At 71.8% G+C, this 25,781-nt stretch carries 25 protein-coding genes; 16 read left to right on the top strand and 9 right to left on the bottom strand.

The genetic code is table 11. The features are described 5' to 3' along the window. Window positions 1-34 precede the first annotated feature (34 nt). From QSK39_RS39580 to QSK39_RS39545, 8 genes are read left to right on the top strand one after another with little or no spacing between them, the layout of a single operon-like run. Window positions 35-859 carry a TIGR03084 family metal-binding protein gene (locus tag QSK39_RS39580; RefSeq protein WP_285482963.1) on the top strand — a complete coding sequence of 275 codons (825 nt, stop codon included), beginning with the start codon at window positions 35-37 and terminating at the stop codon, window positions 857-859. Further along, complete coding sequence (locus tag QSK39_RS39575; protein WP_285482962.1) at window positions 856-2,550, top strand: acyclic terpene utilization AtuA family protein; 1,695 nt, start codon at window positions 856-858, stop codon at window positions 2,548-2,550. Before QSK39_RS39580 ends, QSK39_RS39575 begins: the two co-directional genes overlap by 4 nt. Next, window positions 2,547-3,695, top strand: coding sequence for an acyl-CoA dehydrogenase family protein (locus QSK39_RS39570; protein ID WP_285482961.1), 1,149 nt, complete (start codon window positions 2,547-2,549; stop codon window positions 3,693-3,695). Before QSK39_RS39575 ends, QSK39_RS39570 begins: the two co-directional genes overlap by 4 nt. Beyond that, window positions 3,692-5,290 carry an acyl-CoA carboxylase subunit beta gene (locus QSK39_RS39565; RefSeq protein WP_285482960.1) on the top strand — a complete coding sequence of 533 codons (1,599 nt, stop codon included), beginning with the start codon at window positions 3,692-3,694 and terminating at the stop codon, window positions 5,288-5,290. Before QSK39_RS39570 ends, QSK39_RS39565 begins: the two co-directional genes overlap by 4 nt. A 7-nt stretch (window positions 5,291-5,297) precedes the next feature. Further along, complete coding sequence (locus QSK39_RS39560) at window positions 5,298-7,247, top strand: acetyl/propionyl/methylcrotonyl-CoA carboxylase subunit alpha (protein WP_285482959.1); 1,950 nt, start codon at window positions 5,298-5,300, stop codon at window positions 7,245-7,247. Next, window positions 7,244-8,410, top strand: coding sequence for an acyl-CoA dehydrogenase family protein (locus QSK39_RS39555; protein WP_285482958.1), 1,167 nt, complete (start codon window positions 7,244-7,246; stop codon window positions 8,408-8,410). Before QSK39_RS39560 ends, QSK39_RS39555 begins: the two co-directional genes overlap by 4 nt. Window positions 8,411-8,420: 10 nt before the next feature. Further along, window positions 8,421-9,254, top strand: a complete 834-nt coding sequence (locus tag QSK39_RS39550; RefSeq protein WP_285482957.1) for an SDR family oxidoreductase — start codon at window positions 8,421-8,423, stop codon at window positions 9,252-9,254. Continuing rightward, a complete protein-coding gene (locus tag QSK39_RS39545) occupies window positions 9,251-9,847 on the top strand; it encodes a TetR/AcrR family transcriptional regulator (RefSeq protein WP_284744782.1) in 597 nt (198 codons plus the stop codon). The genes QSK39_RS39550 and QSK39_RS39545 overlap by 4 nt, the downstream gene beginning before the upstream one ends. Here the strand turns inward: QSK39_RS39545 and QSK39_RS39540 are convergent. After that, on the bottom strand, window positions 9,774-10,646 hold the full coding sequence (locus tag QSK39_RS39540) for a helix-turn-helix transcriptional regulator (protein WP_285482956.1): 873 nt from the start codon (window positions 10,644-10,646) through the stop codon (window positions 9,774-9,776). The genes QSK39_RS39545 and QSK39_RS39540 overlap by 74 nt on opposite strands. Window positions 10,647-10,757: 111 nt before the next feature. Here QSK39_RS39540 and QSK39_RS39535 point away from each other — a divergent pair, with 111 nt between their 5' ends. The 4 genes from QSK39_RS39535 to QSK39_RS39520 all read left to right on the top strand — a co-directional run bounded on the left by QSK39_RS39535 (window position 10,758) and on the right by QSK39_RS39520 (window position 14,769). Continuing rightward, window positions 10,758-11,798: an aldo/keto reductase gene (locus QSK39_RS39535; RefSeq protein ID WP_285482955.1), complete on the top strand. Its 1,041-nt coding sequence runs from the start codon at window positions 10,758-10,760 to the stop codon at window positions 11,796-11,798. A 235-nt stretch (window positions 11,799-12,033) separates the two neighbouring features. Next, a complete protein-coding gene (locus QSK39_RS39530) occupies window positions 12,034-12,291 on the top strand; it encodes a hypothetical protein (protein WP_155542567.1) in 258 nt (85 codons plus the stop codon). A gap of 86 nt (window positions 12,292-12,377) precedes the next feature. Beyond that, complete coding sequence (gene murJ, locus QSK39_RS39525; RefSeq protein WP_285482954.1) at window positions 12,378-14,159, top strand: murein biosynthesis integral membrane protein MurJ; 1,782 nt, start codon at window positions 12,378-12,380, stop codon at window positions 14,157-14,159. A gap of 127 nt (window positions 14,160-14,286) precedes the next feature. Further along, window positions 14,287-14,769, top strand: coding sequence for a hypothetical protein (locus QSK39_RS39520; RefSeq protein WP_285482953.1), 483 nt, complete (start codon window positions 14,287-14,289; stop codon window positions 14,767-14,769). On the opposite strand, the gene QSK39_RS39515 is transcribed toward QSK39_RS39520, so the two are convergent. Together QSK39_RS39515 and QSK39_RS39510 are read right to left on the bottom strand one after the other, a co-directional pair. Beyond that, complete coding sequence (locus tag QSK39_RS39515; RefSeq protein ID WP_285482952.1) at window positions 14,733-16,106, bottom strand: purine-cytosine permease family protein; 1,374 nt, start codon at window positions 16,104-16,106, stop codon at window positions 14,733-14,735. The two genes, QSK39_RS39520 and QSK39_RS39515, sit on opposite strands and share 37 nt — an antisense overlap. A 155-nt stretch (window positions 16,107-16,261) precedes the next feature. After that, window positions 16,262-17,212: a chitinase gene (locus QSK39_RS39510; RefSeq protein WP_285482951.1), complete on the bottom strand. Its 951-nt coding sequence runs from the start codon at window positions 17,210-17,212 to the stop codon at window positions 16,262-16,264. Between the two features lie 240 nt (window positions 17,213-17,452). On the opposite strand from QSK39_RS39510, the gene QSK39_RS39505 reads away from it, so the two are divergent. Further along, window positions 17,453-18,733, top strand: coding sequence for a GGDEF domain-containing protein (locus tag QSK39_RS39505; protein WP_285482950.1), 1,281 nt, complete (start codon window positions 17,453-17,455; stop codon window positions 18,731-18,733). Here the strand turns inward: QSK39_RS39505 and QSK39_RS39500 are convergent. Next, entirely contained in the window at window positions 18,730-18,921 is a 192-nt protein-coding gene (locus QSK39_RS39500; protein ID WP_285482949.1) for a hypothetical protein, read from the bottom strand. The two genes, QSK39_RS39505 and QSK39_RS39500, sit on opposite strands and share 4 nt — an antisense overlap. 123 nt (window positions 18,922-19,044) lie before the next feature. Between QSK39_RS39500 and QSK39_RS39495 the strand changes: the two genes are divergently transcribed. After that, window positions 19,045-19,521: a hypothetical protein gene (locus tag QSK39_RS39495; protein ID WP_285482948.1), complete on the top strand. Its 477-nt coding sequence runs from the start codon at window positions 19,045-19,047 to the stop codon at window positions 19,519-19,521. On the opposite strand, the gene QSK39_RS39490 is transcribed toward QSK39_RS39495, so the two are convergent. After that, window positions 19,515-20,477, bottom strand: coding sequence for an isopenicillin N synthase family dioxygenase (locus tag QSK39_RS39490; RefSeq protein WP_285482947.1), 963 nt, complete (start codon window positions 20,475-20,477; stop codon window positions 19,515-19,517). The genes QSK39_RS39495 and QSK39_RS39490 overlap by 7 nt on opposite strands. A 25-nt stretch (window positions 20,478-20,502) precedes the next feature. Continuing rightward, entirely contained in the window at window positions 20,503-20,961 is a 459-nt protein-coding gene (locus tag QSK39_RS39485) for a nucleoside deaminase (RefSeq protein WP_284744771.1), read from the bottom strand. Window positions 20,962-21,072: 111 nt separating this feature from the next. Here QSK39_RS39485 and QSK39_RS39480 point away from each other — a divergent pair, with 111 nt between their 5' ends. Next, window positions 21,073-22,029 carry a helix-turn-helix transcriptional regulator gene (locus QSK39_RS39480; RefSeq protein WP_285482946.1) on the top strand — a complete coding sequence of 319 codons (957 nt, stop codon included), beginning with the start codon at window positions 21,073-21,075 and terminating at the stop codon, window positions 22,027-22,029. Here the strand turns inward: QSK39_RS39480 and QSK39_RS39475 are convergent. Further along, on the bottom strand, window positions 22,026-23,114 hold the full coding sequence (locus QSK39_RS39475; RefSeq protein ID WP_285482945.1) for a winged helix DNA-binding domain-containing protein: 1,089 nt from the start codon (window positions 23,112-23,114) through the stop codon (window positions 22,026-22,028). The genes QSK39_RS39480 and QSK39_RS39475 overlap by 4 nt on opposite strands. Further along, window positions 23,111-23,662, bottom strand: a complete 552-nt coding sequence (locus tag QSK39_RS39470) for a DinB family protein (RefSeq protein ID WP_285482944.1) — start codon at window positions 23,660-23,662, stop codon at window positions 23,111-23,113. The genes QSK39_RS39475 and QSK39_RS39470 overlap by 4 nt, the downstream gene beginning before the upstream one ends. A 61-nt stretch (window positions 23,663-23,723) precedes the next feature. Here QSK39_RS39470 and QSK39_RS39465 point away from each other — a divergent pair, with 61 nt between their 5' ends. Further along, window positions 23,724-24,659: a helix-turn-helix transcriptional regulator gene (locus QSK39_RS39465; RefSeq protein ID WP_285482943.1), complete on the top strand. Its 936-nt coding sequence runs from the start codon at window positions 23,724-23,726 to the stop codon at window positions 24,657-24,659. On the opposite strand, the gene QSK39_RS39460 is transcribed toward QSK39_RS39465, so the two are convergent. Then, window positions 24,649-25,281, bottom strand: coding sequence for a TetR/AcrR family transcriptional regulator (locus QSK39_RS39460; protein WP_285482942.1), 633 nt, complete (start codon window positions 25,279-25,281; stop codon window positions 24,649-24,651). The genes QSK39_RS39465 and QSK39_RS39460 overlap by 11 nt on opposite strands. Window positions 25,282-25,781: the final 500 nt, after the last annotated feature.

Genomic DNA, 25,781 nt, shown 5'->3' with positions numbered 1-25,781 from the left:
CGACGCTGGGCGACAGGACGCAAGGAGGCGGCGGATGGCGGACCTCGGCGTGATCCTCGGGGATCTCGACGCGGAATCACTGGCGATCGACGACGTGGTGGCGAACCTGCCCGAGTCCGACTGGGCACGCGCGACGCCCGCCGAGGGGTGGACTGTCGCGCACCAGATCGCCCACCTGGCCTGGACCGACCGCAAGGCCTTCATCGCGGCGGCCCACCCGGAAGACTGGCAGGCCGAAGTCGAAGAACTCCTCAAAGCGGGGGAGACCTACGTCGACGACGGCGCCGCCGCCGGGGCCGAGCGCCCGCCGCGGGAGATCCTCGAAGACTGGCGGGCCGGCCGCAGGCAGCTCGCCGAGGCCCTGGCCGCGGTGCCGGACGGGCAGAAGCTGCCCTGGTACGGCCCGCCGATGAGCGCGGCCTCCATGGTCACCGCCCGCCTGATGGAGACCTGGGCGCACGGCCAGGACGTCTTCGACGCGCTCGGCCTGACCCGCGAGCCGACCGCGCGGCTGTGGCACATCGCCCGCTTCGGCACCCGCACCCGCGACTTCGCCTACCTGCTCAACTCGCTCGCGCCGCCGGCCGAGGAGTTCCGCGTCGAGCTGACCGCGCCCGACGGCTCCGCCTGGACGTTCGGTCCCGAGGACGCCGAGCAGAAGCTCACCGGCAGCGCGGTCGACTTCTGCCTGGTCGTCACCCAGCGGCGGCACCCGGCCGACACCGACCTGGTCGCGCACGGCGCCGACGTCGAGGAGTGGCTGACCATCGCGCAGGCCTTCGCCGGTCCGCCGGGGGAAGGCCGGAAGCCGGGGCAGTTCGCACCGCCGACGCACTCTTCTCCGCGGAGGCGGCAATGACATCGCTGTACCGCATCGGCAACGCGTCGGGCTTCTACGGCGACCGCTTCAGCGCGGTCCGGGAGATGCTCACCGGCGGCCCGCTCGACGTCCTGACCGGCGACTATCTGGCCGAGCTGACCATGCTCATCCTCGGCCGCGACCGGATGAAGGACGCGAACCGCGGCTACGCCAAGACCTTCCTGCGGCAAATGGAAGAAAACCTCGGGCTGGCGCAGGAAAAGGGTGTCAAGATCGTCGCCAACGCGGGCGGGCTCAATCCCGCCGGGCTCGCGGACGCCCTGCGCGAACTGGCGGCGAAGCTCGGCCTCGACGTCAAGATCGCGCACGTCGAAGGCGACGACCTCGTCGCCCGCGCCGACGAACTGGGTCTCGGGAAACCGTTGACCGCCAACGCCTACCTCGGCGCCTGGGGCATCGTGGAGTGCCTCAACGCGGGCGCGGACGTCGTCGTCACCGGGCGGGTCACCGACGCCTCGGTGATCGTCGGCCCCGCCGCCGCGCACTACGGCTGGGCTCGCGACGACTTCGACGCCCTCGCCGGCGCGGTCGCCGCCGGGCACGTCATCGAGTGCGGCGCTCAGGCCACCGGCGGGAACTACGCCTTCTTCACCGAGCATTCCCTGGGTGTGCCGGGCTTCCCGATCGCCGAGATCGAGGCCGACGGCTCCAGTGTCATCACCAAGCACCCGGGCACCGGTGGCGTGGTCACCGCGGGCACGGTCACCGCGCAGCTGCTGTACGAAATCACCGGCGCGCGCTACGCCGGGCCGGACGTCACGACCCGGTTCGACACGCTGTCGCTGACCGAAGACGGCCCCGACCGCGTCCGCATCTCCGGCGTCCGCGGGGAAGCTCCGCCGCCGACCCTGAAGGTCGCGCTCAACACCCTCGGCGGCTTCCGCAACGAGACGACGTTCGTCCTCACCGGACTCGACATCGAGGCGAAAGCCGCGCTGGTGCGCGAACAACTCGAAGCGGCACTCAAGGAGCGGCCGCCCGCCGACGTCCAGTGGACACTGGCCCGGACCGACCACGCCGACGCCGACACCGAGCAGACCGCGAGCGCCCTGCTGCACGTCGCCGTCAAGGACGCCGACCCGAAGGTCGCCGGACGCGCCTTCACCGGCGCCGCCGTCGAGCTGGCGCTGGCCAGCTACCCCGGCTTCCACGTCACCGCGCCGCCGTCCGACGCTTCGCCGTACGGCGTCTACACCGCGGCCTATGTGGACGCCGGGCAGGTCCCGCACGTCGCCGTGCTGCCGGACGGCATGCGTGTCGACATAGCGCCTTCGGCGTCCACTCTGGACTTGTCCGAAGTGGACGAGCCCGCGCTGCCCGAGCCGCTCGACCACGGCCCCGTGCGCCGGGTGCCGCTCGGCACGATCGCCGGTGCCCGCAGCGGCGACAAGGGCGGCAACGCCAACCTCGGCCTTTGGGTGCGTTCGGAAGAGGCCTGGCGGTGGCTGGTGCACCGGCTGACCGTCGCCGAGTTCAAGCTGCTGCTGCCCGAGACCGCCGACCTGGCGGTGACGCGCTACCTGCTGCCGAACCTGCGGGCGATGAACTTCGTCGTCGAGGGCATCCTCGGCGAGGGCGTCGCGTCGCAGGCGCGGTTCGACCCGCAGGCCAAGGCCTTCGGCGAGTGGCTGCGGTCCCGTGAGATCGACATCCCCGAGGTGCTCCGGTGACCGACCCCTTCCGGACGCCCGAGCGGGCCGAGCTGCGCAAGACCGTGCGCCGGTTCGTCGAGCAGGAGGTCCTGCCGCACCTCGACGACTGGGAGCGCGCCGGCGAGCTGCCGCGCGACCTGCATCGCAAGGCCGGGGACCTCGGCCTGCTCGGGGTCGCGTTCCCCGAGGAGATCGGCGGCGGCGACGGCAACTACCTCGACGCCCTCGTCGTCGCCGAGGAGATGCACTACGCCGGCGGCTCCGGCGGGCTGTTCGCGTCGTTGTTCACCTGCGGCATCGCCGTCCCGCACATCGCCGAGGCGAACGACCCGGTGCAGATCGAACGCTGGGTGCGCCCGACGCTGGCCGGGGACAAGATCGGTTCGCTGGCCGTCACCGAGCCGGACGGCGGCTCCGACGTCGCCGGGATCCGGACGACGGCGGTGCGCGAGGGCGACGAATACGTCATCAACGGCGCCAAGACCTACATCACCTCCGGCTGCCGCGCGGACTTCGTCACGACGGTCGTGCGCACCGGCGGTGACGGCGCGCACGGGCTTTCACTGATCGTCGTCGAGCGCGGGACGCCCGGGTTCACCGTGTCGCGCAAGCTCGAGAAAATGGGCTGGCTCTGCTCCGACACCGCCGAACTGTCCTACGTGGACGTCCGGGTGCCGGTGGAGAACCTGGTCGGTGCCGAGAACAGCGGGTTCGCGCAGGTGGCCACCCAGTTCGTCACCGAACGGCTTTCCCTTGCGGTGCAGGCGTACTCGCACGCCCAGCGGGCGCTCGACCTGACGCTCGACTGGTGCCGCCTGCGCGAGACGTTCGGCCGCCCGCTCATCTCGCGGCAGGTCGTGCAGCACAAGCTCACCGAGATGGCGCGCAGGACCGACGTCGCGCGCACCTACGCCCGGCAGGCCGCGATCCGGCACGTCTCGGGCGAGGAGGTCATCGCCGAGGCCTGTTTCGCCAAGAACACCGCCGTCGAGGCCGCCGAGTGGGTGGTCAACGAGGCCGTCCAGCTGCACGGCGGGCTCGGCTACATGCGCGAGGCCGAAGTGGAGCGCCACTACCGCGACGTCCGGATCCTCGGCATCGGCGGCGGCACCAACGAGATCCTCACCGGCTTGGCCGCGAAGCGATTGGGATACACTTCATGACCGCTCTGAGGTCCACAGTGGACACACGGGCCGCCGAGTTCGGCGCCAACCGCGAGGCGATGCTGGAGAAGCTCGCCGAGATCGACACCGAGCAGGCCAAGGCCGTGGCCGGCGGCGGCGAGAAGTACGTCGAGCGCCACCGCAAGCGCGGCAAGCTCCTGGCCCGCGAGCGGATCGAACTGCTGCTCGACGAGGACTCGCCGTTCCTGGAACTTTCGCCGCTGGCCGCCTGGGGTACCGACTACCGTGTCGGCGCCAGCCTGGTGACCGGCATCGGGGTCGTCGAAGGCGTCGAGTGCCTGATCTCGGCGAGCGACCCGACGGTCAAGGGCGGTGCCAGCAACCCGTGGACGACGAAGAAGAGCTTCCGGGCGGCGGACATCGCCGCGCAGAACCGGCTGCCGTCGATCAATCTCGTCGAGTCGGGTGGTGCGGACCTGCCGACGCAGAAGGAGATCTTCATCCCCGGTGGCCGGATCTTCCGGGACATCACGCGCGCGTCCGCCGCGGGCTGCCCGACGGTCGCGCTGGTGTTCGGCAACTCGACCGCCGGCGGGGCGTACCTGCCGGGCATGTCGGACTACGTCGTGATGGTCAAGGAACGCGCCAAGGTGTTCCTCGGCGGGCCGCCGCTGGTCAAGATGGCCACCGGTGAGGAGTCCGACGACGAGTCGCTCGGCGGCGCCGAGATGCACGCGCGGACCTCGGGCCTGGCCGACTACCTGGCTGTCGACGAGCAGGACGCAATCCGCTTGGGCCGCAACATCATCAAGCGGCTCAACTGGACGAAGCAGGGGCCGTCACCCAAGCCGGAGTACGACGAGCCGCTGTACGACACCGAAGACCTGCTCGGCATCGTGCCGCCCGACCTGAAGGTGCCGTTCGACCCGCGCGAGGTGATCGCCCGCGTCGTCGACGGCTCCGACTTCGACGAGTTCAAGCCGCTGTACGGCTCGTCGCTCGTGACGGGCTGGGCGAGCATCCACGGCTACCCGGTCGGCGTGCTGGCCAACGCCCAGGGTGTGCTCTTCGGCGAGGAGTCGCAGAAGGCCGCGCAGTTCATCCAGCTGGCCAACCAGATCCACACGCCGCTGGTGTTCCTGCACAACACGACCGGCTACATGGTCGGCAAGGAGTACGAGCAGAGCGGCATCATCAAGCACGGCGCGATGATGATCAACGCCGTGTCGAACTCGAAGGTGCCGCACCTGTCCGTCCTCATGGGAGCGTCCTACGGTGCCGGGCACTACGGCATGTGCGGCCGCGCCTACGATCCCCGCTTCCTGTTCGCCTGGCCGAGCGCGAAGTCCGCGGTGATGGGCCCGGCGCAGCTGGCGGGCGTGCTGTCCATCGTGGCCCGCGCGGCGGCCGAGAGCCGCGGCCAGGAGTACAACGAGGACCACGACAAGGCCATGCGCGCCATGGTGGAAGGCCAGATCGAAGCCGAGTCGATGCCGATGTTCCTCTCCGGCATGCTCTACGACGACGGCATCATCGACCCGCGCGACACCCGCACCGTGCTGGGGCTGAGCCTGTCCGCGATCCACAATGGACCAGTGAAGGGCGCCGAGGGCTTCGGCGTCTTCCGGATGTGAGTGAGCGATGATCCAGAACCTGCTGGTCGCCAACCGCGGCGAGATCGCCCGCCGCGTGTTCCGCAGCTGCCGCGACGCCGGGATCGGCACGGTCGCCGTGTTCTCCGACGCCGATGCCGCCGCGCCCCACGCGCTGGAGGCGGACGCGTCCGTCCGGCTGCCCGGCAACGCGCCGTCGGAGACGTACCTGCGCGCCGAGCTGCTGGTGAAGGCCGCGGCCGACACCGGCGCCGACGCCGTTCACCCCGGCTACGGCTTCCTGTCCGAGAACGCCGCGTTCGCCCGCGCCGTCCTCGATGCCGGGCTGACCTGGGTCGGGCCGCCGCCGGAGGCCATCGAGACCATGGGCTCCAAAGTGGAGTCGAAGCGGCTGATGGCCGCCGCGGGTGTCCCGGTGCTGTCCGAACTGGACCCCGAGCACGTCACCCAGGACGATCTTCCGTTGCTGGTCAAAGCTTCTGCCGGTGGTGGCGGACGCGGGATGCGCGTGGTCCGCTCGCTGGACGAGCTGGCCGAAGCGGTGGAAGGCGCCGGCGCGGAGGCCGGCTCGGCGTTCGGCGATCCGACCGTGTTCTGCGAGCGGTACCTGGAGACCGGGCGGCACATCGAGGTCCAGGTCCTGGCCGACCGGCACGGCACGGTGTGGGCGGTGGGGGAGCGGGAGTGCTCGATCCAGCGCCGGCACCAGAAGGTCGTCGAAGAGGCACCCTCGCCGTTCGTCGACGAAGCGATGCGCGAGGAGCTGTTCGACGCCGCGCGCAAGGCGGCCCAGGCGATCGACTACGTCGGCGCGGGCACGGTCGAGTTCCTCGCCGGTCCCGACGGGCGGTTCTACTTCCTCGAGATGAACACCCGGCTGCAGGTCGAGCACCCGGTCACCGAGAACGTCACCGGGCTGGATCTGGTCGCGTTGCAGCTGCGGGTCGCGGAGGGGGAGCGGCTGCCCGCCGACCCGCCCCCGACCGTCGGGCACTCCATCGAGGTCCGGCTCTACGCCGAAGACCCGGCCGAGAACTGGCAGCCGCAGAGCGGCACGCTGCACACCCTGGACGTGCCCGACGTAGACCGGCGCTTCGGGCACGGTCCTGGCTTGCGGCTGGACTCCGGGTTCGAGAGCGGGTCCGTGGTGGGCGTCCACTACGACCCGATGCTCGCCAAGGTCATCACCTGGGCCCCGACCCGCGCCGAGGCGGCCCGGCGGCTCGCCAAGGCGCTGGCGGCGTCGAAGATTCACGGCGTGGTCACCAACCGCGACCTCCTGGTGACCATCCTGCGGCACGAGGCGTTCCTGGCGGGGGAGACGGACACCGCGTTCTTCGACCGGCACGGCCTCGACACCCTCGCCGCGCCACTGGCCACTGTGGACACCGAGCGCGTCTCGGCACTGGTCGCCGCGCTGGCGGACGCCGCGGGCAACCGGGCGTCGGCGACCACGCAGGGACGGCTGCCCAGCGGCTGGCGCAACGTCCGCTCCGCCGGTCAGCGCAAGGTTTTCTCGGTGAGCGACCGCGAGTACGAGGTCGTCTACTCGCTGACGCGCGACGGCCTGAAAGCCGAAGGTCACGACGTCGAACTGGTCACCGCCGGGCCCGGCCGGGTCGTCCTGGACGTCGCCGGCGTGCGGCGCACGTTCGACGTCGCCCGGTACGACGGGGTGTCCTACGTGGACTCCGCACTCGGCTCGGTGGCGTTGACGGCGGCGCCGCGGTTCGCCGACCCGGACGCGGCGCTGGCCGCGGGGTCCTTGGTCGCGCCGATGCCGGGCACGGTCGTCCGGCTGGCCGTGCAGGCCGGGGATCCGGTCAAGGCCGGCGACCCGTTGCTGTGGCTCGAAGCGATGAAGATGGAACACCGGATCGCCGCCCCCGCCGACGGCGTGGTGGCGGAACTGCCGGTGACAGTGGGACAGCAGGTCGAAGTGGGCACGATCCTCGCGGTGGTGGGAGAAGCAGAATGAACGCGATGAACTTCATCGAGCCGGAAGAGCGGATCGCGCTCCGCAAGGCCGTCGCCGAGCTCGGTACCAAGTACGGGCACGAGTACTACGCGAAGAAGGCACGGGCGGACGAGAAGACCCACGAGCTGTGGGACGAGGCCGGCCGGCTGGGCTACCTCGGCGTCAACATCCCCGAGGAGTACGGCGGTGGAGGAGCGGGTATCGCCGACCTCGCCGCGGTGCTCGAAGAGCTGGCCGCCGCCGGTTCGCCGTTGCTGCTCATGGTCGTCTCGCCGGCCATCTGCGGCACCGTCATCTCCCGCTTCGGCACCGACGAGCAGAAGAAGCAGTGGCTGCCCGGCATCGCCGACGGCACCAAGCGGATGGTCTTCGCGATCACCGAGCCGGACGCCGGGTCGAACTCGCACAAGATCACCACCACCGCCAAGCGCGACGGCGACGGCTGGGTCCTCAGTGGACGCAAGGTCTACATCTCCGGCGTCGACGAGGCGGACGCGGTGCTCGTCGTCGGCCGCATGGAGGACTCCAAGACCGGCCGGCTCAAGCCCGCGCTGTTCATCCTGCCCACCGGCACCGAGGGCTTCGAGTACACGAAGATCCCGATGGACATCGTCGCGCCGGAGAACCAGTTCTCGCTGTTCCTCGACGACGTCAAGCTCCCGGCCGAGGCGCTCGTCGGCGAGGAGGACGCGGCCATCGCGCAGCTGTTCGCCGGCCTCAACCCGGAACGCATCATGGGTGCGTCGTTCTCCCTCGGCATCGCCCGGTACGCGTTGGCCAAGGCCGTCTCCTACGCCAACCAGCGGCAGGTCTGGGGCACGCCGATCGGGGCGCACCAGGGGCTCGCGCACCCGCTGTCGGAGATCAAGATCGAGCTGGAACTGGCCAAGCTGATGACGCAGAAGGCCGCCTCGCTCTACGACTCCGGCGACGACTTCGGCGCGGGGGAGTCGGCCAACATGGCCAAGTACGCCGCCGCCGAGGTCGCCATCCGCGCGACCGACCAGGCCGTGCAGACCCACGGCGGCAACGGCCTGGCCACCGAGTACGGCCTCGGCACGCTGGTCACGGCGGTGCGGCTCGGCCGGATCGCCCCGGTCAGCCGCGAGATGGTGCTCAACTTCGTCGGCCAGCACAGCCTCGGCCTCCCCAAGTCCTACTAGGAGGGTCGCCATGTCTACTTTGGACGGCAAGACGATCATCATGTCCGGCGGCAGCCGCGGCATCGGCGAGGCGATCGCGCTGCGGGCAGCTGCCGACGGCGCCAACGTCGCGCTGCTGGCCAAGACCGCCGAACCGCACCCGAAGCTGCCCGGCACGATCTACACGGCGGCGGAGGCGATCGAGAAGGCCGGCGGGCACGCGCTGCCGATCCTCGGCGACGTCCGGGACGACGACGGGGTCGCGGCGGCGGTGGCGAAGACCGTCGAGCAGTTCGGCGGCATCGACATCGTCGTGAACAACGCCAGCGCGATCGACCTGACGCCGACCGAGCAGGTCAGCATGAAGCGCTACGACCTCATGCAGGACATCAACGCGCGCGGCACCTTCCTGCTGTCCAAACTGGCCATCCCGCACCTGCGCGCGTCGGCCAACGGGCACGTCCTCACGCTGTCGCCGCCGATCAGCCTCGACGAGAAGTGGTTTACCGCCGGGCACCTCGCCTACAGCATCGCGAAGTACTCGATGAGCCTGGTGACCGTCGGGCTCGCGGCGGAACTCAAGAAGGACGGCATCGCGGTCAACTCCCTGTGGCCGCGCACGACCATCGACACGGCGGCGATCCGCAACGTCGTCGGCGCCGAGCTGGCCGACCGCAGCCGGACGCCGGAGATCATGGCCGACGCCGCGTACGCGATCCTCACCAAGCCGAGCCGGGAAGCCACCGGGAACTTCTTCCTCGACGACGAGGTCCTGCGCGCCGAGGGCGTCACCGACTTCGCGAAATACCGCATCGGCGGTTCGGAGGAGGACCTGCAGCTCGACTTCTGGGTCGATCCGGCTTGACCGGCGTCCGCGAACCCCAGCAGGAACGCAGCCGCACGACGCGGCGGCGGCTGATCGAGGCCGCGCTCGACAGCTTCGGCGAGCGCGGCTGGCACGGCGTCACGGTCGCCGTGATCGCCGAACGCGCGGGCGTCTCCCGGGGCGCCGCGCAGCACCACTTCCCGACGCGGGAGGACCTGGTCGCGGCAGCGGTCGACCTCCTGGGCGAGGCCCAGATCGACGAGCTGCGGGCGCAGGCCGCGGACCTGCCGAGCGGGGCGTCGCGCATCGAGCGCGTCGTCGAGATGGTGCTGAACCTCTACACCGGGCCGCTGTTCCGCGCGGCCCTGCAGCTGTGGTCGGTGGCGGCGACCGACGAGGCGCTGCGGGACGTGCTGGTCCCGCTGGAAGCGCGGGTCGGGCGCGAGGCGCACCGGGTGACGGTGGAGCTCCTGGGCGTCGACGAGTCCCGCCCGGGGGTGCGCGAACTGGTCCAGGCCACCCTCGACCTCGCTCGCGGCCTGGGCCTGGCGAACCTCCTCACGGACGACGCCCGCCGGCGGCGGCAGATCGTCCGGGAATGGGCCCGGACGCTGGAGCTGCGGCTCGGGTGAGCCGGTCCAGGGCCGCCTGGCTCCGTTCGTCCGCGGCCCGGTGGATCACCAGCAGCTGGTCCGGGTCCTGGACCGGCCGGAGCGTCTCGAACTGCACGGTGAGAACGCCGGCCTCGGGGTGCCGCACGACCTTGCGCCCGCGGCCGTTGACCTTGACGTCCTGTTCGGCCCACAACCGCGCGAACTCCGCGTTTCCGGTGGTCAGTTCGGCGATGAGCCCACTCAGCGCCCGGTCGTCCGGGTGCGCGGCCCACGCGGTGCGCAGGTGGGCGATCCCCTCCCGCACCACGGTTTCCCGGTCGAGGTAGAACTCGCGGACCCGCGGGTGCATCAGGCACAGCCACATCGCGTTGCGCCGCGCCGGGGGCAGCGTGCCGAAGTCCACCAGCAGCCTCGCCATCTCGGGATTCCAGGCGAGGACGTCGTAGCGGTGGTTGAGGAGCATGGCCGGCAGCGGCGACAGGTCGGTGACCAGCCGGGCCAGCGGCGGCGTCGCGGTGGTGGCGAGCTCGTCGGTGGAACGCGGGCGCTGCCGCGTCAGGTCGAAGAGGTAAGCGCGTTCGTCCGGGGCCAGCCGCAACGCCCCGGCCAGCGCCTCCACCACCTCCGCCGAGGGCCGCAGCCCGCGGGCCTGCTCCAGCCGGACGACGTAGTCGACGCTGATCCCGGCCAGTTCGGCGACGTCTTCGCGGCGCAGCCCGGGCGTCCGCCGGCGCGGCGGCAGGCCGAAGTCCCGCGGGTCCAGGCGTTCCCGCCGGGTCCGCAGGAACGCGGCGAGCTCCGCGGTGGGGGTCGTCATGATCTTTGCAACCACCAGCGTGGGACTCGTGTTCCCAGGAAGCCCTTTCCCTTACCCCGGGCGCGCGGCGGCCGCAGACTCGCTGCGACACCGCGATCGCAGGAGGACACCATGGCACTCACTCTCGACACCTACCGGCTGCTGGGCCGCTCCGGGCTGCGGGTTTCCCCGCTGGCGCTGGGCACGGCGACGTTCGGCACGGAGTGGGGCTGGGGTGCGGAGAAGGCCGAAGCGCGCAAGCTGTTCGACACCTACGTCGAGCGCGGCGGCAACTTCATCGACACCGCCAACACCTACACGGACGGCAGCTCCGAGCGTCAGCTGGGCGAGTTCACCCGCGACAGCCGCGAGAGCCTGGTGCTGGCCACGAAGTACACGACGCTGCGCCGTCCCGGCGACCCGAATTCCACGGGCTCGCACCGCAAGAGCCTCTTCGCGTCCGTGGAAGCCAGCCTGAAGCGGCTGAACACGGACTACCTCGACCTGCTCTACCTGCACGTGTGGGACTTCACGACCCCGGCCGAGGAGATCCTGCGCGGCTTGGACGACCTCGTCCGCCAGGGCAAGGTCCTGTACGTGGCGATGTCCAACGCCCCAGCCTGGGAGATCTCGCGCATGCAGGCGATCGCCGACCTGCGCGGCTGGTCGCCCCTGGTCGGGCTGCAGGTCGAGTACAACCTGATCAACCGGGCCGCGGAACGCGACCTGATCCCGATGGCGCGGGCGATGGGCCTGGGGGTGACGCCGTATTCGCCGCTGGCGGGTGGGGTGCTCACCGGCAAGTACCGCGGCGCTGCTCCCGCGGGCGCCCGGTCGAGCTTCAACGCGGGCCTGGGGATGCTCAGCGAACGGAACCTCGCCATCGCCGACGTCGTCACGGAGGTCGCTGCCGAGCTGGGCCACACGCCCGCGCAGGTCGGGCTGGCCTGGACCCTGCAGAACCCGGGCGTGACGGCCCCGATCATCGGCGCGCGCACGCCCGGGCAGCTGGAAGGGAACCTCGGCGCGCTGGCGGTCGAGTTCACCGAGGCCCAGCTGGTCCGGCTCGGCGAAGCGAGTGCGATCGACCTCGGCTACCCGCACGACCTGCTCGCCGGTGACCACATCCGCGCGGTGACGCTCGGGGAGCTGAAGCTCGAAGCGCGCCGTTGACTGCGGGCGGCCGGACCGCTCGCCGGGCCCGCCGACCGGTCGAGCGGTCGGGTGCGGGCAGGACACCGCCGGTCCGCCGTTCGGCCGCGACTCGCCGACGGCGGACGACCGGTCGGCGACACGCCGACCAATCCGGAACCGCAACCGGGTCCGAAGCGTCATAGTGTCGTAAGTAACACAATCGGCCCAATGGGCGAATGACTATTAGTAGTGGTTCTCAGAGGAAGGCAGACCGGTGTCCGGTTCAGGAGTCGAGCTCACCCACCGCGCGATGGCGATGCTGAAGGCGGTGGCAGCAGGCCGGGCACAGATGTCGTGCAGCTGCGAGCCCGACCTCTTCATCGACGGATTCGCCTGTTGCGATCAGATGACGGCCCACGCGCTGGCCCACGGCGGCTACCTGCGCCCCGCCGTCGAGGCCGCGGCCGGTCGCGTCCCGGCCGAACTGACCGAAGCCGGCCGCGCCGCGCTGGAGATCACTGCCGCCGCCTGAGCACACGCACGCGTGCTACGGAGCGTCGTGGCGTCGAACAGGTGTTCGGTATCCCGCGCGCGACCCCGACCTGGCAGGCTTGAGCCATGGCGGAACCCCCACCACCGGTGGACGACGAGGCGACGGTCTTCCTCCCCAGCGACCTGCGCGGCGCCCACTGGCCGACCCGTGACCCCGACGTCTCCCGGCGGCCCTACGACGAGTTCGCCACCCAGATCGTCGCGCGGCCGCCCGCCTCGCCGGTCTCCGCCGGGCGCGGGGAAGGCGCCGGCTCGTCGCTCGCCCGCTCGAGCGGCCGGATGGCCGTCGCCTCGACCGTCAGCCGGATCACCGGGTTCGTCGCGAAGCTGCTGCTGGCCGCCGTGGTCGGCACCCGGGTCGTCAACGACTCCTTCACCGTCGCGAACACCCTGCCCAACATCGTCTTCGAGCTGCTCTTCGGCGGCGTGCTCGCCAGCGTCGTCGTGCCGCTGCTCGTGCGCTCCCAGGACGACCCGGACGGCGGCCGCGCCTACACGCAGCGGCTGATCACGATGGGGCTGGTGCTGCTCACCGTCGGCACGGCCGTCGCGGTGGCGATCGCGCCGCTGTTCACCTCGCTCTACGTCGACAAATCGTCTCCGACCGCGAACCCGGGGCTGACCACCGCGCTCGCGTACCTGCTGCTGCCGCAGATCCTGTTCTACGGCCTCTTCGCGCTGCTCTCGGCGATCCTCAACGCCCAGAACGTCTTCGGCCCGCCGGCCTGGGCGCCGGTGCTGAACAACGTCGTCGTCACCGCCACGCTCGTCGTGTTCGCCGTCGTGCCGGGGGAGCTGACGCTCGACCCGGTCCGGATGAGCGACCCGAAGCTGCTCGTCCTCGGCCTCGGCACCACGCTCGGCATCGTCGTGCAGGCGCTGGTGCTGATCCCCGCGCTGCGCCGCACCGGGTTCCGGTTCCGCTGGCGCTGGGGTTTCGACCCGCGGATCAAGGAGTTCGGCGGGCTCGCCGCGTGGATCCTCGGCTACGTCGTGGTCAGCCACGTCGGGTTCGTCGTCACGACCCGCGTGCTGACGTACGGGACCAGCGGCGGCGTCACCGCCTACAGCTACGCGTCCCTGCTCTTCCAGCTCCCGTACGGCATCCTCGGCGTCTCGCTGCTGACCGCGCTGATGCCGCGGATGAGCCGCGCCGCCGCGGACGGCGACACGGTCTCGCTCGTCGGCGACCTCTCGCTCGCCTCCCGCATCTCGACGGTCCTGTTCGTGCCGATCTCCGCCGTGCTGGCCGTGGTCGGCACGCCGGTCGGCATCGCGATCTTCACCTGGGGCCGCGGCACCCTCGACGACGCCGAGCGGCTCGGCCAGACCCTGGCCGTCTCCGCGGTCGGGTTGCTCCCGTTCGCGCTGGTCATGTTGCAGCTGCGGGTGTTCTACGCGATGAAGGACGCCCGCACGCCCACGCTGATCATGCTCGTGATGACCGCCGTGAAGATCCCGCTGCTGCTGCTCTGCCGCGGCCTGCTCGACGGCGAGCACGTCGTCCTCGGCGTGATGCTCGTGAACGGCGCCGGGTTCGTCGTCGGCGCTGTCCTCGGCCAGGTCTGGCTGTGGGTCCGGCTCGGGCACCTGCGCAGCAAGCGATCGCTGCGGGTCGGGCTGATCACCCTCTCCGTCAGCGCCCTCGGCGTCGGGGCCGCGGTGCTCGCCGGCTTCGCCGTGCCCGGCTCGCTCGGCACGATTCCCGCCGCCTGGGTGAAACTGCCGGTCCAGACCTTGCTCGGGATGGCCGTCCCGTTCGGCTTGCTGGCGCTGTTGAGGCTCCCTGAGTTCACGCCGGTGACCCGGCGCGCGGCCGCTCTCCTGCGGCGATTCGCGCCTCGTTGACGACTACGGCCGGGAGCGCGATCCGGATGTCTCGAAACGGTAACGAGACCGCTGCGATCAGCGCGTTTACATTTCCCGCGCGGCTTTCTACGATCCACCCGGATCAGCGATGGGGTGGAGGTCGTGCATGACGCGCAGGGCGCGCAGGCGGCGGGACCGGGTCACGGTCGACGAACTGCTGCGGGCGGCCGGGGTGCGGCCGCGCAAACCCGGTTCGCGCTCGGCCGAGGTGGCTGCCCGGCGTGATCCCGACGACCCCGAGCCGCGTGGCGCGGCCGGCCGGATCGCGCTGGCGTCGGCGGTGATCGTGGTGCTCGGCGGGCTCGTGCTGGCCCTGGCGACGCGCAGCGATCCCGTCCCCGGGTCGACGCGGTTCCCGCAGCTGCAGCCGGCCACCGGCGTCCCGACGTCGACCGTGGTCGCCGTGCCGACGCGGACGACGACCCCGTCGCCGGTCGTCATGCACGCCCGCGAGACACCGACGCCCACGCCGACGGTGACGGTCGAGCTCCCGCCGTCGCCGACCACGACGGTCACCCTCCCGACGTTCACCCCGGACTACCGCTGCTACCCCTACGGCTGCCGCCGCGACGGCACGCCGGTGCGCTGACGCCGCAGCAGCAGGTAGGTCCCGGCGGCGAGCACGAACCCGGCGGCGAACGTCAGGTCACCGGTGGCGGGGACGGCTTTCGGGATCGGCGCGGTGTAGAGCGCCTGGTTCGCGAACAGCCCGACGGAGACCACCAGCCCGACGAGGAACGCGGTGAACCCGGCGGCGTTGCGGTGGCGCCGGTCGGCGAGCAGCTCGCCGAACTCCGTGCCGCGGCGCAGGTGGTGGTCGGCCAGCAGCACACCGAGCCACGGGCCGATCCAGTAGGCGATGACCAGCAGGAAGTTCTCGTACGCGTGCCCGGCGTCGGCCAGCCCCAGCCAGGCCAGCACGAACCCGACCGCGCCGAACGCGAGCGCGACGACGGCGCGGCGCCACGCCAGCGGCAGCCGGATCCCGAGGGCGAGGAAGGCGAGGGCGCCGGAGTAGACGTTGAGGACGTTCGCGGCGACGGCGCCGAGCGTGATCGCCAGCAGCGTCGCGGCGGCGAGGAAACCCGGCAGGTGCCCGGTGAAGGCCGTCGTGGGGTTGTCGTCGGCCGGGCCGGCGATGGTCGTCGACGCGGCGCCGACGAGCATCAGGATCGTCGTGGAGACGAACAGGCCACCGCCGGCGTAGAGGCCGATCGCGCGTCGTGACGCGGTCTTCGGCAGGTAGCGCGTGTAGTCGGCGGCGTAGGGGTTCCAGCCCGCGGTGTAGCCGAACGCGGTGCCGACGGCCAGGAGGAACCCGCCCACGCTGCCGGCGTTGGTGGTGGCGCCCGACTTCCCGAAGATGACGACGCTCGCGACGGCGAACACGATGGCGAGAACGGCGAAGACGTACTTCTCGTAGGCCTGGACGAGGTTGTGCCCGAAGAACGCGATGGCGATCTGCAGCGCGACGACGAGCACGAGGCAGGCGACGGTGGGCAGCCCGGTGAGGCTCGCCAGCGCGAAGGCCCCGCTGACGCTGTTGACGGCGAACCAGCCGACGCCGGCCATCAGGGACATGAGCGCGGCGGGCACGAGGTTCCCGCGGTAGCCGAAGGCGGCCCGCCCGAGCACCATCTGCGGCACGCCGTAGCGCGGCCCGCGGGCGCTCAGGACGCCGTGCGCGACGGCGCCGAGCCCGTTGCCGACGACGGCGGCGAGCGCGGCCTGGGTGAAGGAAAGCCCGAACGCCGTGACGGCGAGGACGCCGACGAAGACCGTGGCGAACTCGAGGTTGGGGGAGGCCCAGGTCCAGGCCAATTGCCGGGGCGTCCCGTGCCGGTCGGCGTCGGCGACGGGTTCGACCCCGCCGGGCTCGACCGCGACGACCTTGTCGCCGTATCCGGGTTCTGCGGGGCTCGTCATGCGAAGACGGTAGGTGACGAAGATTGCGGCGGTGTGACGGATTCCCGCTTCCCGCTCACCGGAACGATTTCCGCTGACCGGGAACCCGCGAAGACCCCCTCACCGGCCCCGATGCCGGTGAGAGGGCCTTCGACAGCCCCACTACGGGCCTGGTGTCAGCCGGCGTACCCGGCGACGATCTTCGTGAACGCGTACTTGTCCTGCGTGATGCCGCTGCACTCGCCGCCGCCGCTGCAGTCGCGGTTGGTGGCCCAGAACGTGAAGCGGGCCAGGTGGTGGCTCGTGGCGTAGCCGCGGATGGAGTTGAAGTTCGCCACCGTGACCGTCTCGCCCGCGTTGTCGGTCTTGCCGTTCATCGAGGAGAGGCCGCTGTGCCGGTAGGCGGTGTCGTCGCTGTAGCCGAACGTGGTCTTGAGCTGGTTCTTCAGCCCGTCGACCGCGGACTTCGTCAGGGCGGCCATGTCCCCGCCGCTGGAGAAGTCGAACGGCATGACCGACCAGACGTCGACCGGGGCGCCGATCGCCTTGGCCTGGTTGATCAGGCGCTTGCCCCACGAGTCGGGGCCGGTCGTGGTGGTGCCGATGGTGATGACGACCTTCAGGTTCGGGTTCTTCTGCTTGGTCAGCTTGACCGCGTTGAGGATGCGGTCCTGCACCGTGTTGTTCTGGAACTCGTCGGTGTTCTCGATGTCCAGGTCGATCGCCTTGAGGCCGTAGGCGTCGATCACCTTCTGGTACGCGCCGGCCAGCGCCGACGCCGACGTGCACTTCGAGCCCAGCTTCGTGCCGGACCAGCCGCCGAAGGAGGGGATCACGTCCCCGCCCGCGTTGCGGATGTTCTGGATCATCGTCTTGTCCGAGCCGGTCAGCGAGCGGCTGCCGTCCCACTTCGGGTTGCAGGTGCCGTCGGACAGGACGAACGCGAGGGTAAACGCTTTCACGCCGGTGGCGGACATCGCCGCGGTGGGGCTGGTCTGGCCGCCCCACTGGTACAGGTACGGCGAGGCGAGCACCGGGTCGACCGCGGCCATGGCCTGCGGGGCGAGGCCGACCGCCGTCGCCATCGCGGCTCCGGCCGCGACCGCGAGGGTCACCAGACGGCGCATGGATTTCATGATGGGGTCCTCCAAACGAGCAGGTTGGAGCACCTCCGGTTTGAGGCGGCGGGATCATCCCGGGAGGAGCGCTGTGTGCCACCACACAGTGGACTAGACCAATGTTGTATGTCAACCCTCCGAGGGTCGGAAATATGACTTACCGTGCGCGCACGGCCCCCGAGCGTCGGCGGCGTGAGATTCCCCTGAAGGCGGAGTGACAGCGCCCCGCATTCCGGCTACTTTGCCGAAATGGTGGGGGATTCGGTCGCCGCCGGCGGAGGACGCCGCCCGGGCCGGTCCCTGCCCGCCGTCGTCCTGCGGCGCTGGGCACTGCGGCGGTGGGCGCTGTGGCGGCTGCCGCGCCGCGGTCAGGTCCTCTACCTCGTCGCGATCGACGTCCTGGCCCTGGCCGCCACCGTGCTCGCGGCCCTCCGGTTCCCGCCGCTCGCGACCATGCTGACGCCGTTCGCGCTGCTCCTGGGCGGGATGCTGGTGTCGGCCGAGCTCGCCCGCGGGGTCGAGCGCCACCGCGAAGAAACCCTCCTCGGCCCCGGCGTCGACACCCCGTGGATCTTCGCCGGGGTACTGGTGCTCCGGCCGGGCCTCGCCGTCGCGCTGGTCGTGCTCTCCGCGCTGCACCAGTGGTTCCGGGTCCGCAGAAGACCCGTGTACCGGCAGGTGTTCGGCGCCGCCGCGACGGCGCTGGCCGGCCTCGTCGCCGGCGCGTTCCTCACCGCGACCCGGGTCCGGCCGCTCGGCGAGGTCCTCGACGCCCGCACCGTCCTCCTGCTGACCGTCGCCGGCGTGGTGTTCCTGGCGGTCAACGCCGCGCTCGTGACCGCCGCGGACGGTCCCCGCGGGTCCCGTGAAGCGCTTCCGGGCCACGCTTTCGACGCCGCGATGACGGCGTCCGCTCTGCCGCTCGCCTGGGCCGTCGGGGCCGCCCCGCTGCTGGTCCCGCTGCTGGCGGGCGCCACCGTCGTCCTGCACCGCGGCGGGCTGGGCCGCGGCCGCCGCGACCACGTCACCCTCGACCCCGGCACCGGCGTGCTGACCGCGGCGTCCTGGCGCGGCGCCGCCGAAGCCGAGCTGGACCGGCTCGGCCGCCGCGGCCCCGGCCAGGCCGTGCTGCTGCTCGACCTCGACCACTTCCGCCAGCTCAACGACCGCTACGGCGCCCGCATCGGCGACGCCGTCCTGCGCGCGGTGGCCGACACCCTGCGCGACGAGGTCCGGGCCGCCGATCTCGTGGGCCGTTCCGGCGGCGAGGAGTTCGCGGTGCTGCTGCCCGGCACCGGCCGCTTCGACGCGATGGCGATCGCGGAGCGGATCCGGCTGAAGGTGGCGTCGACACTGGTGGCGCTGAAGGCCTCGGGCGACGGGCCGCAGTTCGTCGGCGTGACGGTGTCGATCGGGGTGGCGGGCTGCGCGGACGGCCTGCTCGCGGACGCGCTGCTCGCGGCGGAGGCGGCGGTGCTGCGCGCGAAGGCGGCGGGCCGCAACCGCACGATCTGCGCCGAACCGGGCTAGCGCGTCTTGCCCGCGACTCGAGGGCGCGGGACACCGTCGACGGACACGTAGATCCCGAACATGCGGCCGTGGCCGGTCCAGCCGTCGACCCGGCCGCGGTTGTTGCCCCGGCTGCGGATCAGCGGGCTCATCGCGGAGCCGCTGGGCCGGACCGTCACCGTGGCCCCGCCGGCGACCCGGCGCGCCACCGGTTTCCGCGCACCGCCGGCGTTATCTTTCCGTTAGGCCGGCCGTACAACCGGCAATATCCCGGAGCGTCTTGGGAACAGGGAAGGCGGCGAGGGGCCGTCAGGGGAATTCAGGGGGAACAAATGTCTTCACTTCGTCGTGCCGTCGGCGCCGCAACCATTGTGGCGGCGGCCGCGATTCTGTCGGCGTGCACCGGTCAGCAGGATGCTCCGCCGGCGGGCGGGCCGACCACGGCGCCGACCACGACACCGGCGGCGACGACGGCCGCCGTGCCCGCGGACGCCACCACGTCCGCGCCGGCGGCGAAGCCGAAGCCGGCGCCGACCAAGGCGAACCCGTGCGCCACGGCGACCAAGGCCACACTGGAAGCCGCGCTGAAGGCGGACAAGGAGCTGTCCGGCGCGCTGATCGTGGACGGCAAGAGCCTGCAGCGCATCAAATGCGTCGCGCCGTGGGCTTTCGCGCACTTCTCCAACGAGATCGACGGTGGCAGTGTTTTGTTCACCCAGCGGAACGGGACCTGGATTCCGGTGGGCGGGGGCACGGGGGAATTGTGCGAAAAGGTCCCGGCCGCGATCGCGAAGCAGATCTGCTACTGAGTGACCGTGATCGCGTCCAGCTTCTCCCGCAGGTAGTCCGCCGCGATCACTTCCGGGTAGGTCCGCTTGCCCAGCGGCGGCGCCAGCGACGTGATCCGCGCGTCGTGGTCGGTCTCGTAGAAGAAGATCAGGGACACGAGGTCCTCGTCGGGGGCCGAGGCGGCCGGTGGCAGGACGCGGTGCCGCGTCGAACGCCACCGGTCGCCGGTCCAGCGGGCCATCAGGTCGCCGATGTTGACCGTGAACGCGTCCGGGTGGAACGGCGCGTCCGCCCACCCGCCGTCGGTGTAGACCTGCAGCCCGCCGACGCCGGCCTGGCGGTCGAGCACCGTCACCGTGCCGAAGTCGGTGTGCGGGCCGATCCGGAACTGCTCCGGCTCGGGCGCGCCGACGTGGGTCATCGGCGGGTACCAGTTGATGTTGAACGTGTACGTCGGGTGCGCGGTGTGGCGCGTGAAGTGGCTCTCGGCCAGGCCGAGCGCCGCGGCGCAGATCTCCAGCAGGTGGTCCGACAGCGCCCGCATCCGGCGCATGTACTCCGTGGCCGTCTCGGCGAGTCCCGGCACTTCGTCCGGCCAGACGTTGGGCTGGAACCAGAACCCGTCGATTTCGGCGTCGCCCACGCCGAAGTCCGCGCCCGCCGAGTACGACTCCTTGAGGTCCGGCGGGGTCTCGGTGCCCTCGGCGTAGCCGTTGGCCTCGACGCCCGGCGGCAGCCAGCCGCGGCCGCCGACGGTCACGGCGTAGCGCTGCTTCACGTCCTCGGGCAGCGCGAAGAACTCCCGCGCCAGCTCACGCGTTCGGTGGCGCAGGTCGTCCGGGATGCCGTGGCCGGTGACCAGCAGGAACCCGGACTCGCGCAGCGCGCTGTCGATCTGCGCGGCCACCTCGGCGCGGCCCTCGGACGTGCCCGCGAACCACGGCGAGAGGTCCACGAGCGGAACGGTTGACGGCATACCGGCTCCTCAGCAAAGCACTGTCCTATTCGGACTTTTCGACTCCGATGTCCTCGAACCACAGGTCCGGGCGCGCGGCGATGAACTCCGTCATCAGCGCGGTGCACGCGGGGTCGTCCAGCAGGGTGATCTCCACGCCGAGCCCGGCGAGCCAGTCGTGCCCGCCGTGGAACGTCTCGGCCTCGCCGATGATGACGCGCCCGATCCCGAACTGACGGACGAGCCCGGAGCAGTACCAGCACGGCGAAAGCGTCGTGACCATGATCGTGTCGCGGTAGTGCGGGCGGCGCCCGGCGTTGCGGAACGCCGAGGTCTCGGCGTGCATCGAGGGGTCGTCGTCCTGCACGCGGCGGTTGTGCCCGCGGCCCAGCAGCGTGCCCGTGGTGTCGAACAGCGCGGCCCCGATCGGGACGCCGCCCTCGGCCTTGCCCAGCTCGGCTTCTTCACGGGCGACGGCGAGCAGGGCGCCAGGGTCGATCGGCATGCGTCACTCTTTCCGCCCGACGCGGTCCGTGGCAAGTGTTTGACCGTCCGACTGCACCATCCGGCGGATCGCGGACGGAAGCTGTCCGCGATGTCTGCCACACTGCGTCTCATGTACGGGACATCGGAACGCCTGCTCAGGCTGCTCTCCCTGCTGCAGGCGCGGCGCGACTGGCCGGGCGCGGACCTGGCGTCGCGGCTCGAGGTCGACGTCCGCACGATCCGCCGCGACGTCGAGCGGCTGCGGTCCCTCGGTTACCCGGTGCACGCGACCCCGGGCGTCGCCGGCGGCTACCGGCTCGGCGCGGGCGCGGCGCTCCCGCCGCTGCTGCTGGACGACGACGAGGCCGTCGCGGTGGCGGTCGGCCTGCGCACGGCGGCGAGCGGCACGGTCAGCGGCATCGAGGAGACGTCGGTGCGCGCGCTGGCGAAGCTGGAGCAGGTGCTCCCGGCCCGGCTGCGGCCCCGGGTGGGCGCGCTGAGCGCGGCGACGATGTCGCTCCCGGGCGGCGGCCCGACGGTCGACGCATCGGTGCTGACGGTGATCGCGGCGGCCTGCCGCGACCACGAGCGGCTCCGCTTCCCCTACGGCGACCGGTCCGGCGCGGAGACGGAACGATCGGTCGAGCCGCTGCGCCTGGTCCACACGGGACGGCGCTGGTACCTGGTGGCGTTCGACCTGGACCGCGCCGGCTGGCGCACGTTCCGCGTGGACCGCATCACGAGCGTCCCGGCCCCGAGCTTCCGGTTCACACCGCGCGAGCCTCCGGCGGAGGACCTGGCGGCGTACGTGTCGCGGCAGATCTCGTCGGCGCCGTACCCGCACCAGCTGGTGCTGCGAGTGGCGGCGCCGGCATCGGAGCTGTCCCACCGGGTACCCCCGACGAGCGGCGCGGTGGAGCCGATCGACGAGCACAGCTGCCGGGTGCGCACCGGGGCGAACACCCTGGACACGGTGCCGTACTACCTGGCCCAGTGGGGGTACGACTTCGTGGTGGAGGAGGCGCCACCGGGATTGGTGGAACGGCTGCGAGAGGTGTCTGAGCGCTTCGCCCGCGCGGTGGATTAGGTCGTTTCGACCCGGATGCGATCACTCTCGCCGTCGCTCAAGAAAGCCGCCAGCTGTGCCCCTTCCTCCGTCACTGCCGAGCGTTCGGGCCTGGTCAACCGCCGCAGCGGCCGCACCACCACCTCCTCGGCCTCCACGGTCCAAGTCGCGGCAACCCGGCCGTCCACCAGCACCACCCGCTCGCCCGCGACCGACAGCCCCCGGTGCGCGTCGTCGATGATGCGGGTGCGGTCGTCGTACCCCAGGATCGCGTTGTCGAACGCCGGCAGGAACCGCGCCGGCGCCGGTGTGTCCGGGTCCGGGCGGGGCGCGTCCGGGAGGTCGAGCAGCTCGCGGCCGCGCTCGTCGCGGAAGGTCACCAGTTCCGCGCGCACCGCCTTCACCGCCGCCGGCAGCCCCGCCAGGCCGCACCACGCGCGCAGGTCGGCCGAGGAAGCGGGGCCGAACGCCGCCAGGTACCGCTTCACCAGCTCCTGCCCGACCCCGTCGGCCGGGTCGAGCGGGTCGATCTCCCGGCCCAGCCACGACGCGAGCGGCAGGTTCCGCACCCCGCCCTTGGCCCGCCACAGCCCCCGCGGCGGCAGCTGCACCACCGGGATCAGCGCGGCGATGAGCATCTCGCCGAGCGGCCGCGGGCCGCACGAAGGCCACCGATCGGCGACCGCCCGGGCCAGCTCGCCCATCGACCGGGGCTCGCCGTCGGCCAGGACCGCCCGGCCCGCTGCCGCGAGCTCGTCGAGGTCGACCCCCTCGAGCTCGCGGCGGTAGGTGCCGAGGACGCGCTGGCGCAGCATGGCGTCGAAGCGGGCGCGCCACGCCAGGACGTCCTCGGCGGTGAGCAGGTGGACGGTCCGGCGCATCAGGTGCGTCCGCACCACGCGCCGCCCGGCGAGCAGGTCCGACAACGCCGCCGGGTCGAAGTCGCGCAGCCGCGACCACAGCCCGGTGAACGGCTCCTGCGGTTCCTGCGCCTGCAGGCCGCCGAGGTGCGCGACGGCGTCGTGCACCGGCAGCGCGGCGCGGTCGAGCAGCAGCTGCCGGGCGAGCGTCGCGCGGTTGAGCGACCGGGCGTCCAGCACCGTCACGTCGACTTCTGGCCGTCGAGCGTCTCGCGGATGAGGTCGGCGTGCCCGGCGTGCTGGGCGGTTTCGGTGATGACGTGCAGCATGGCCCGCCGCGCGCTCCACGTCGTCCCCGGCCGGTTCCACGGCGCGTCCGGCAGCGGGTGCTGCACGGAGAGATCGGCCTTCGCGATGATTTCCTCGCTGCGCTTCGCGACGTCTTCGTAGCGCGCGAGCACGCCCGCCAGGGTCTCGCCGGGCTGCATGGCGAACTCGTTCTGGTGGTCGATCGCCCATTGCGGGTACTCACGGGCGGTTCCGGCCGCCATGTCCGCCCAGGTCACGCCGTCGGGCAGGGCGTAGTTCATGGCCGACGGGCCGTCGACGGCGAAGCGCTGCCAGCTCTCTTCCATGGACGCGACGTGCTTGACGAGCCCGCCGAGGCACAGCGCGCTGACGGTCGGCCGCGCGCCGGCCTGCTCGTCGGTGAGGCCGTCCGTGGTGGTGACGAGGGCGGCACGGGCGGCCGCCAGCTCGGCGATGAGGTCGTCGCGTTCGGTTTCGTGGGTCATGGGACCACCATGGCAGGGGTAGCGGACAGGATGTGTCCGCTACCTCGGGCATGATCGGGTGATGCCGAAAACTTCCGCACGCCTGCTCGCCCTGCTCTCGCTCCTGCAGGCGCGTCGCGACTGGCCGGGGGCGCTGCTGGCCGAGCGCTTGGAGGTGAGCGCGCGCACGGTCCGCCGCGACGTCGACCGCCTGCGGGAGCTCGGCTACCCGATCGCGACGGCCAAGGGCCCCGACGGCGGCTATCGCCTCGGCGCGGGCGCGGACCTGCCGCCGCTGCTGTTCGACGACGAGCAGGCGGTCGCCCTGGCGGTGGCGCTGCGGACGGTCACCGGCGGCGGGATCGAGGAAGCGGCGGCGCGGGCCCTGACGACGGTCCGGCAGGTGATGCCGTCCCGGCTGCGCCACCGCGTCGACGCGCTGCACGTCACGGCGGTTTCCCCGGCGGGGCCGACGGTGGATCCGTCGGTGCTGGCGACGCTGAGCGCGGCTGTCCACGCGCACGAGGTGTTGCGGTTCGGCTATGCGTCGTCGGACGCGCCGCGCCGCGCGGAGCCGCACCACCTGGTGACGCGCGGCGGGCGCTGGTACCTGGTGGCGTGGGACCTCGACCGCGCGGACTGGCGCACGTTCCGCGTCGACCGGATGACGCCGCGCGTCCCGAACGGCCCCCGGTTCGTTCCGCGCGAGCTGCCCGGGGGAGACGTGGCGGCGTTCGTGGCGGACCGGTTCTCGGGCAAGGACGAGTGCCGCGGCGAGGTGATCCTGGACCTGCCGGCGAATGTCGTGTCGACGTACGCCGCCGACGGGGTGGTGGAGGAGCTGGGGCCGGACCGCTGCCGGCTGGTGCTGGGGGCGTGGTCGTGGGTGGGCCTGGCGGCGTCGATCGGCCGGTTCGACGCCGACGTCGAGGTCGTCGGACCGGAGGAGCTGAGGGAAGCGTTCGGGCAGCTGGCCCGCCGTTACGCCGCGGCGGCCGACCGACCGCTTAGTCTGTGACCGGCATCTCAGGCTGGGAAACGCCGAGCATCCGCAGCACGAGCCCGCCGTACTCCTTGCCGAGCGCGGTCGGCGTCTGGCGGGCGCGCTCGGTGTACCAGCGGGCGACGTCGACGCCCAGGGACAGCACCGCGCGGGCCGAGGTGTGGGCGTCGGTCACCGTGAACACCCCGGCTTCGGCGCCGGCCGCGATGACCTCGCGGACGATCCGCTCGATCCGCCGCCGCAGCTCGGCGACGACCTCGAACTCCTGCTCGGGCAGGGCCTGCAGCTCGTACTGCACGACCCGGGCGACGGTGTGCCGCCGAGCGTGCCAGGCGACGAAGTCCTCGACGATGAGCCGGATCCGTTCGACGGGATCGGACTCCTTCGCGACGACGTTCTCGACGAGGGCGAGGGTCTGCTCGTGGCCGTACCGGCTGATGGCGAAGAGCAGCGCGGCCTTGGACGGAAAGTGCACGTAGAGAGCGGCGGGACTCATCCCGGCGGCCCCGGCGATGTCCCGCGTGGTGGTGGCGTGGTAGCCCCGCTTGGCAAAGGCTTCCACCCCGGCGAGCATGAGCCGCCGCGCGGTCTCGGGCTGCACATCCGGCCACAGTTCGGCCGACAGCGACATCGTCATCCGGTGATCCTCCCAGACCGGACGGCCCGAGGTGGCCGGCTCCGCTCGCCCCCATTGTAAGCGGGCGCTTTGTCAGCGGATCTGGGGAGACATCCCCAAAATGGGGATGTCATGCCGGCAGGCTAGCGCTCCGACGGTCGTGCGCGACAGCTGGGTCGGCCCCAATGAGGTCGGGTCGATCGAACGCGTGTTCGAGCAATCGGGTAGAGTCTGCCTGGTGGTGGCGCGCCCGCAGGGGAAGTGCGGTACGCGCCACCACGCCTGACTCGGCGATCGCTGGAACGGCGCCGGTGCTGGTCTCCGCGACGACGGCGCCGTTGCCGACCGCGGTCCTCGCTGCCGGCCGGCTCGTGCCGTCAGGCCGCGAGCGGATGTGGCTCTCCGGTCAGCGCCGCGACCACGAACGCCGGCTCGTCGACGGTGGCCGCCACGTAGGTCATCGTGCTGCTCGTCTGGTAGCCGTGCGGACACCGGTTCGGCGCCGTTGAGCCCGGCGCGAT

It is taken from the genome of Amycolatopsis sp. NBRC 101858, assembly GCF_030269325.1.
In the GTDB taxonomy this organism is placed as follows: Bacteria; Actinomycetota; Actinomycetes; order Mycobacteriales; family Pseudonocardiaceae; genus Amycolatopsis; species Amycolatopsis ponsaeliensis.
This window is presented reverse-complemented; position numbering and strand designations above follow the sequence as displayed.

Excerpts from the sequence above, each read along its gene's own strand:
- QSK39_RS39575 (WP_285482962.1), top strand. The coding sequence starts at position 856 with ATGACATCGCTGTACCGCATCGGCAACGCGTCGGGCTTCTACGGCGAC.
- QSK39_RS39580 (WP_285482963.1), top strand. The coding sequence starts at position 35 with ATGGCGGACCTCGGCGTGATCCTCGGGGATCTCGACGCGGAATCACTG.
- QSK39_RS39555 (WP_285482958.1), top strand. The coding sequence starts at position 7,244 with ATGAACGCGATGAACTTCATCGAGCCGGAAGAGCGGATCGCGCTCCGC.
- QSK39_RS39515 (WP_285482952.1), bottom strand. The coding sequence starts at position 16,106 with ATGACGAGCCCCGCAGAACCCGGATACGGCGACAAGGTCGTCGCGGTC.
- QSK39_RS39470 (WP_285482944.1), bottom strand. The coding sequence starts at position 23,662 with ATGACCCACGAAACCGAACGCGACGACCTCATCGCCGAGCTGGCGGCC.
- QSK39_RS39460 (WP_285482942.1), bottom strand. The coding sequence starts at position 25,281 with ATGACGATGTCGCTGTCGGCCGAACTGTGGCCGGATGTGCAGCCCGAG.
- QSK39_RS39480 (WP_285482946.1), top strand. The coding sequence starts at position 21,073 with ATGTACGGGACATCGGAACGCCTGCTCAGGCTGCTCTCCCTGCTGCAG.
- QSK39_RS39550 (WP_285482957.1), top strand. The coding sequence starts at position 8,421 with ATGTCTACTTTGGACGGCAAGACGATCATCATGTCCGGCGGCAGCCGC.
- QSK39_RS39505 (WP_285482950.1), top strand. The coding sequence starts at position 17,453 with ATGGTGGGGGATTCGGTCGCCGCCGGCGGAGGACGCCGCCCGGGCCGG.
- murJ (WP_285482954.1), top strand. The coding sequence starts at position 12,378 with ATGGCGGAACCCCCACCACCGGTGGACGACGAGGCGACGGTCTTCCTC.
- QSK39_RS39535 (WP_285482955.1), top strand. The coding sequence starts at position 10,758 with ATGGCACTCACTCTCGACACCTACCGGCTGCTGGGCCGCTCCGGGCTG.
- QSK39_RS39485 (WP_284744771.1), bottom strand. The coding sequence starts at position 20,961 with ATGCCGATCGACCCTGGCGCCCTGCTCGCCGTCGCCCGTGAAGAAGCC.
- QSK39_RS39520 (WP_285482953.1), top strand. The coding sequence starts at position 14,287 with ATGACGCGCAGGGCGCGCAGGCGGCGGGACCGGGTCACGGTCGACGAA.
- QSK39_RS39540 (WP_285482956.1), bottom strand. The coding sequence starts at position 10,646 with ATGACGACCCCCACCGCGGAGCTCGCCGCGTTCCTGCGGACCCGGCGG.
- QSK39_RS39510 (WP_285482951.1), bottom strand. The coding sequence starts at position 17,212 with ATGCGCCGTCTGGTGACCCTCGCGGTCGCGGCCGGAGCCGCGATGGCG.
- QSK39_RS39490 (WP_285482947.1), bottom strand. The coding sequence starts at position 20,477 with ATGCCGTCAACCGTTCCGCTCGTGGACCTCTCGCCGTGGTTCGCGGGC.
- QSK39_RS39560 (WP_285482959.1), top strand. The coding sequence starts at position 5,298 with ATGATCCAGAACCTGCTGGTCGCCAACCGCGGCGAGATCGCCCGCCGC.
- QSK39_RS39465 (WP_285482943.1), top strand. The coding sequence starts at position 23,724 with ATGCCGAAAACTTCCGCACGCCTGCTCGCCCTGCTCTCGCTCCTGCAG.
- QSK39_RS39495 (WP_285482948.1), top strand. The coding sequence starts at position 19,045 with ATGTCTTCACTTCGTCGTGCCGTCGGCGCCGCAACCATTGTGGCGGCG.
- QSK39_RS39565 (WP_285482960.1), top strand. The coding sequence starts at position 3,692 with ATGACCGCTCTGAGGTCCACAGTGGACACACGGGCCGCCGAGTTCGGC.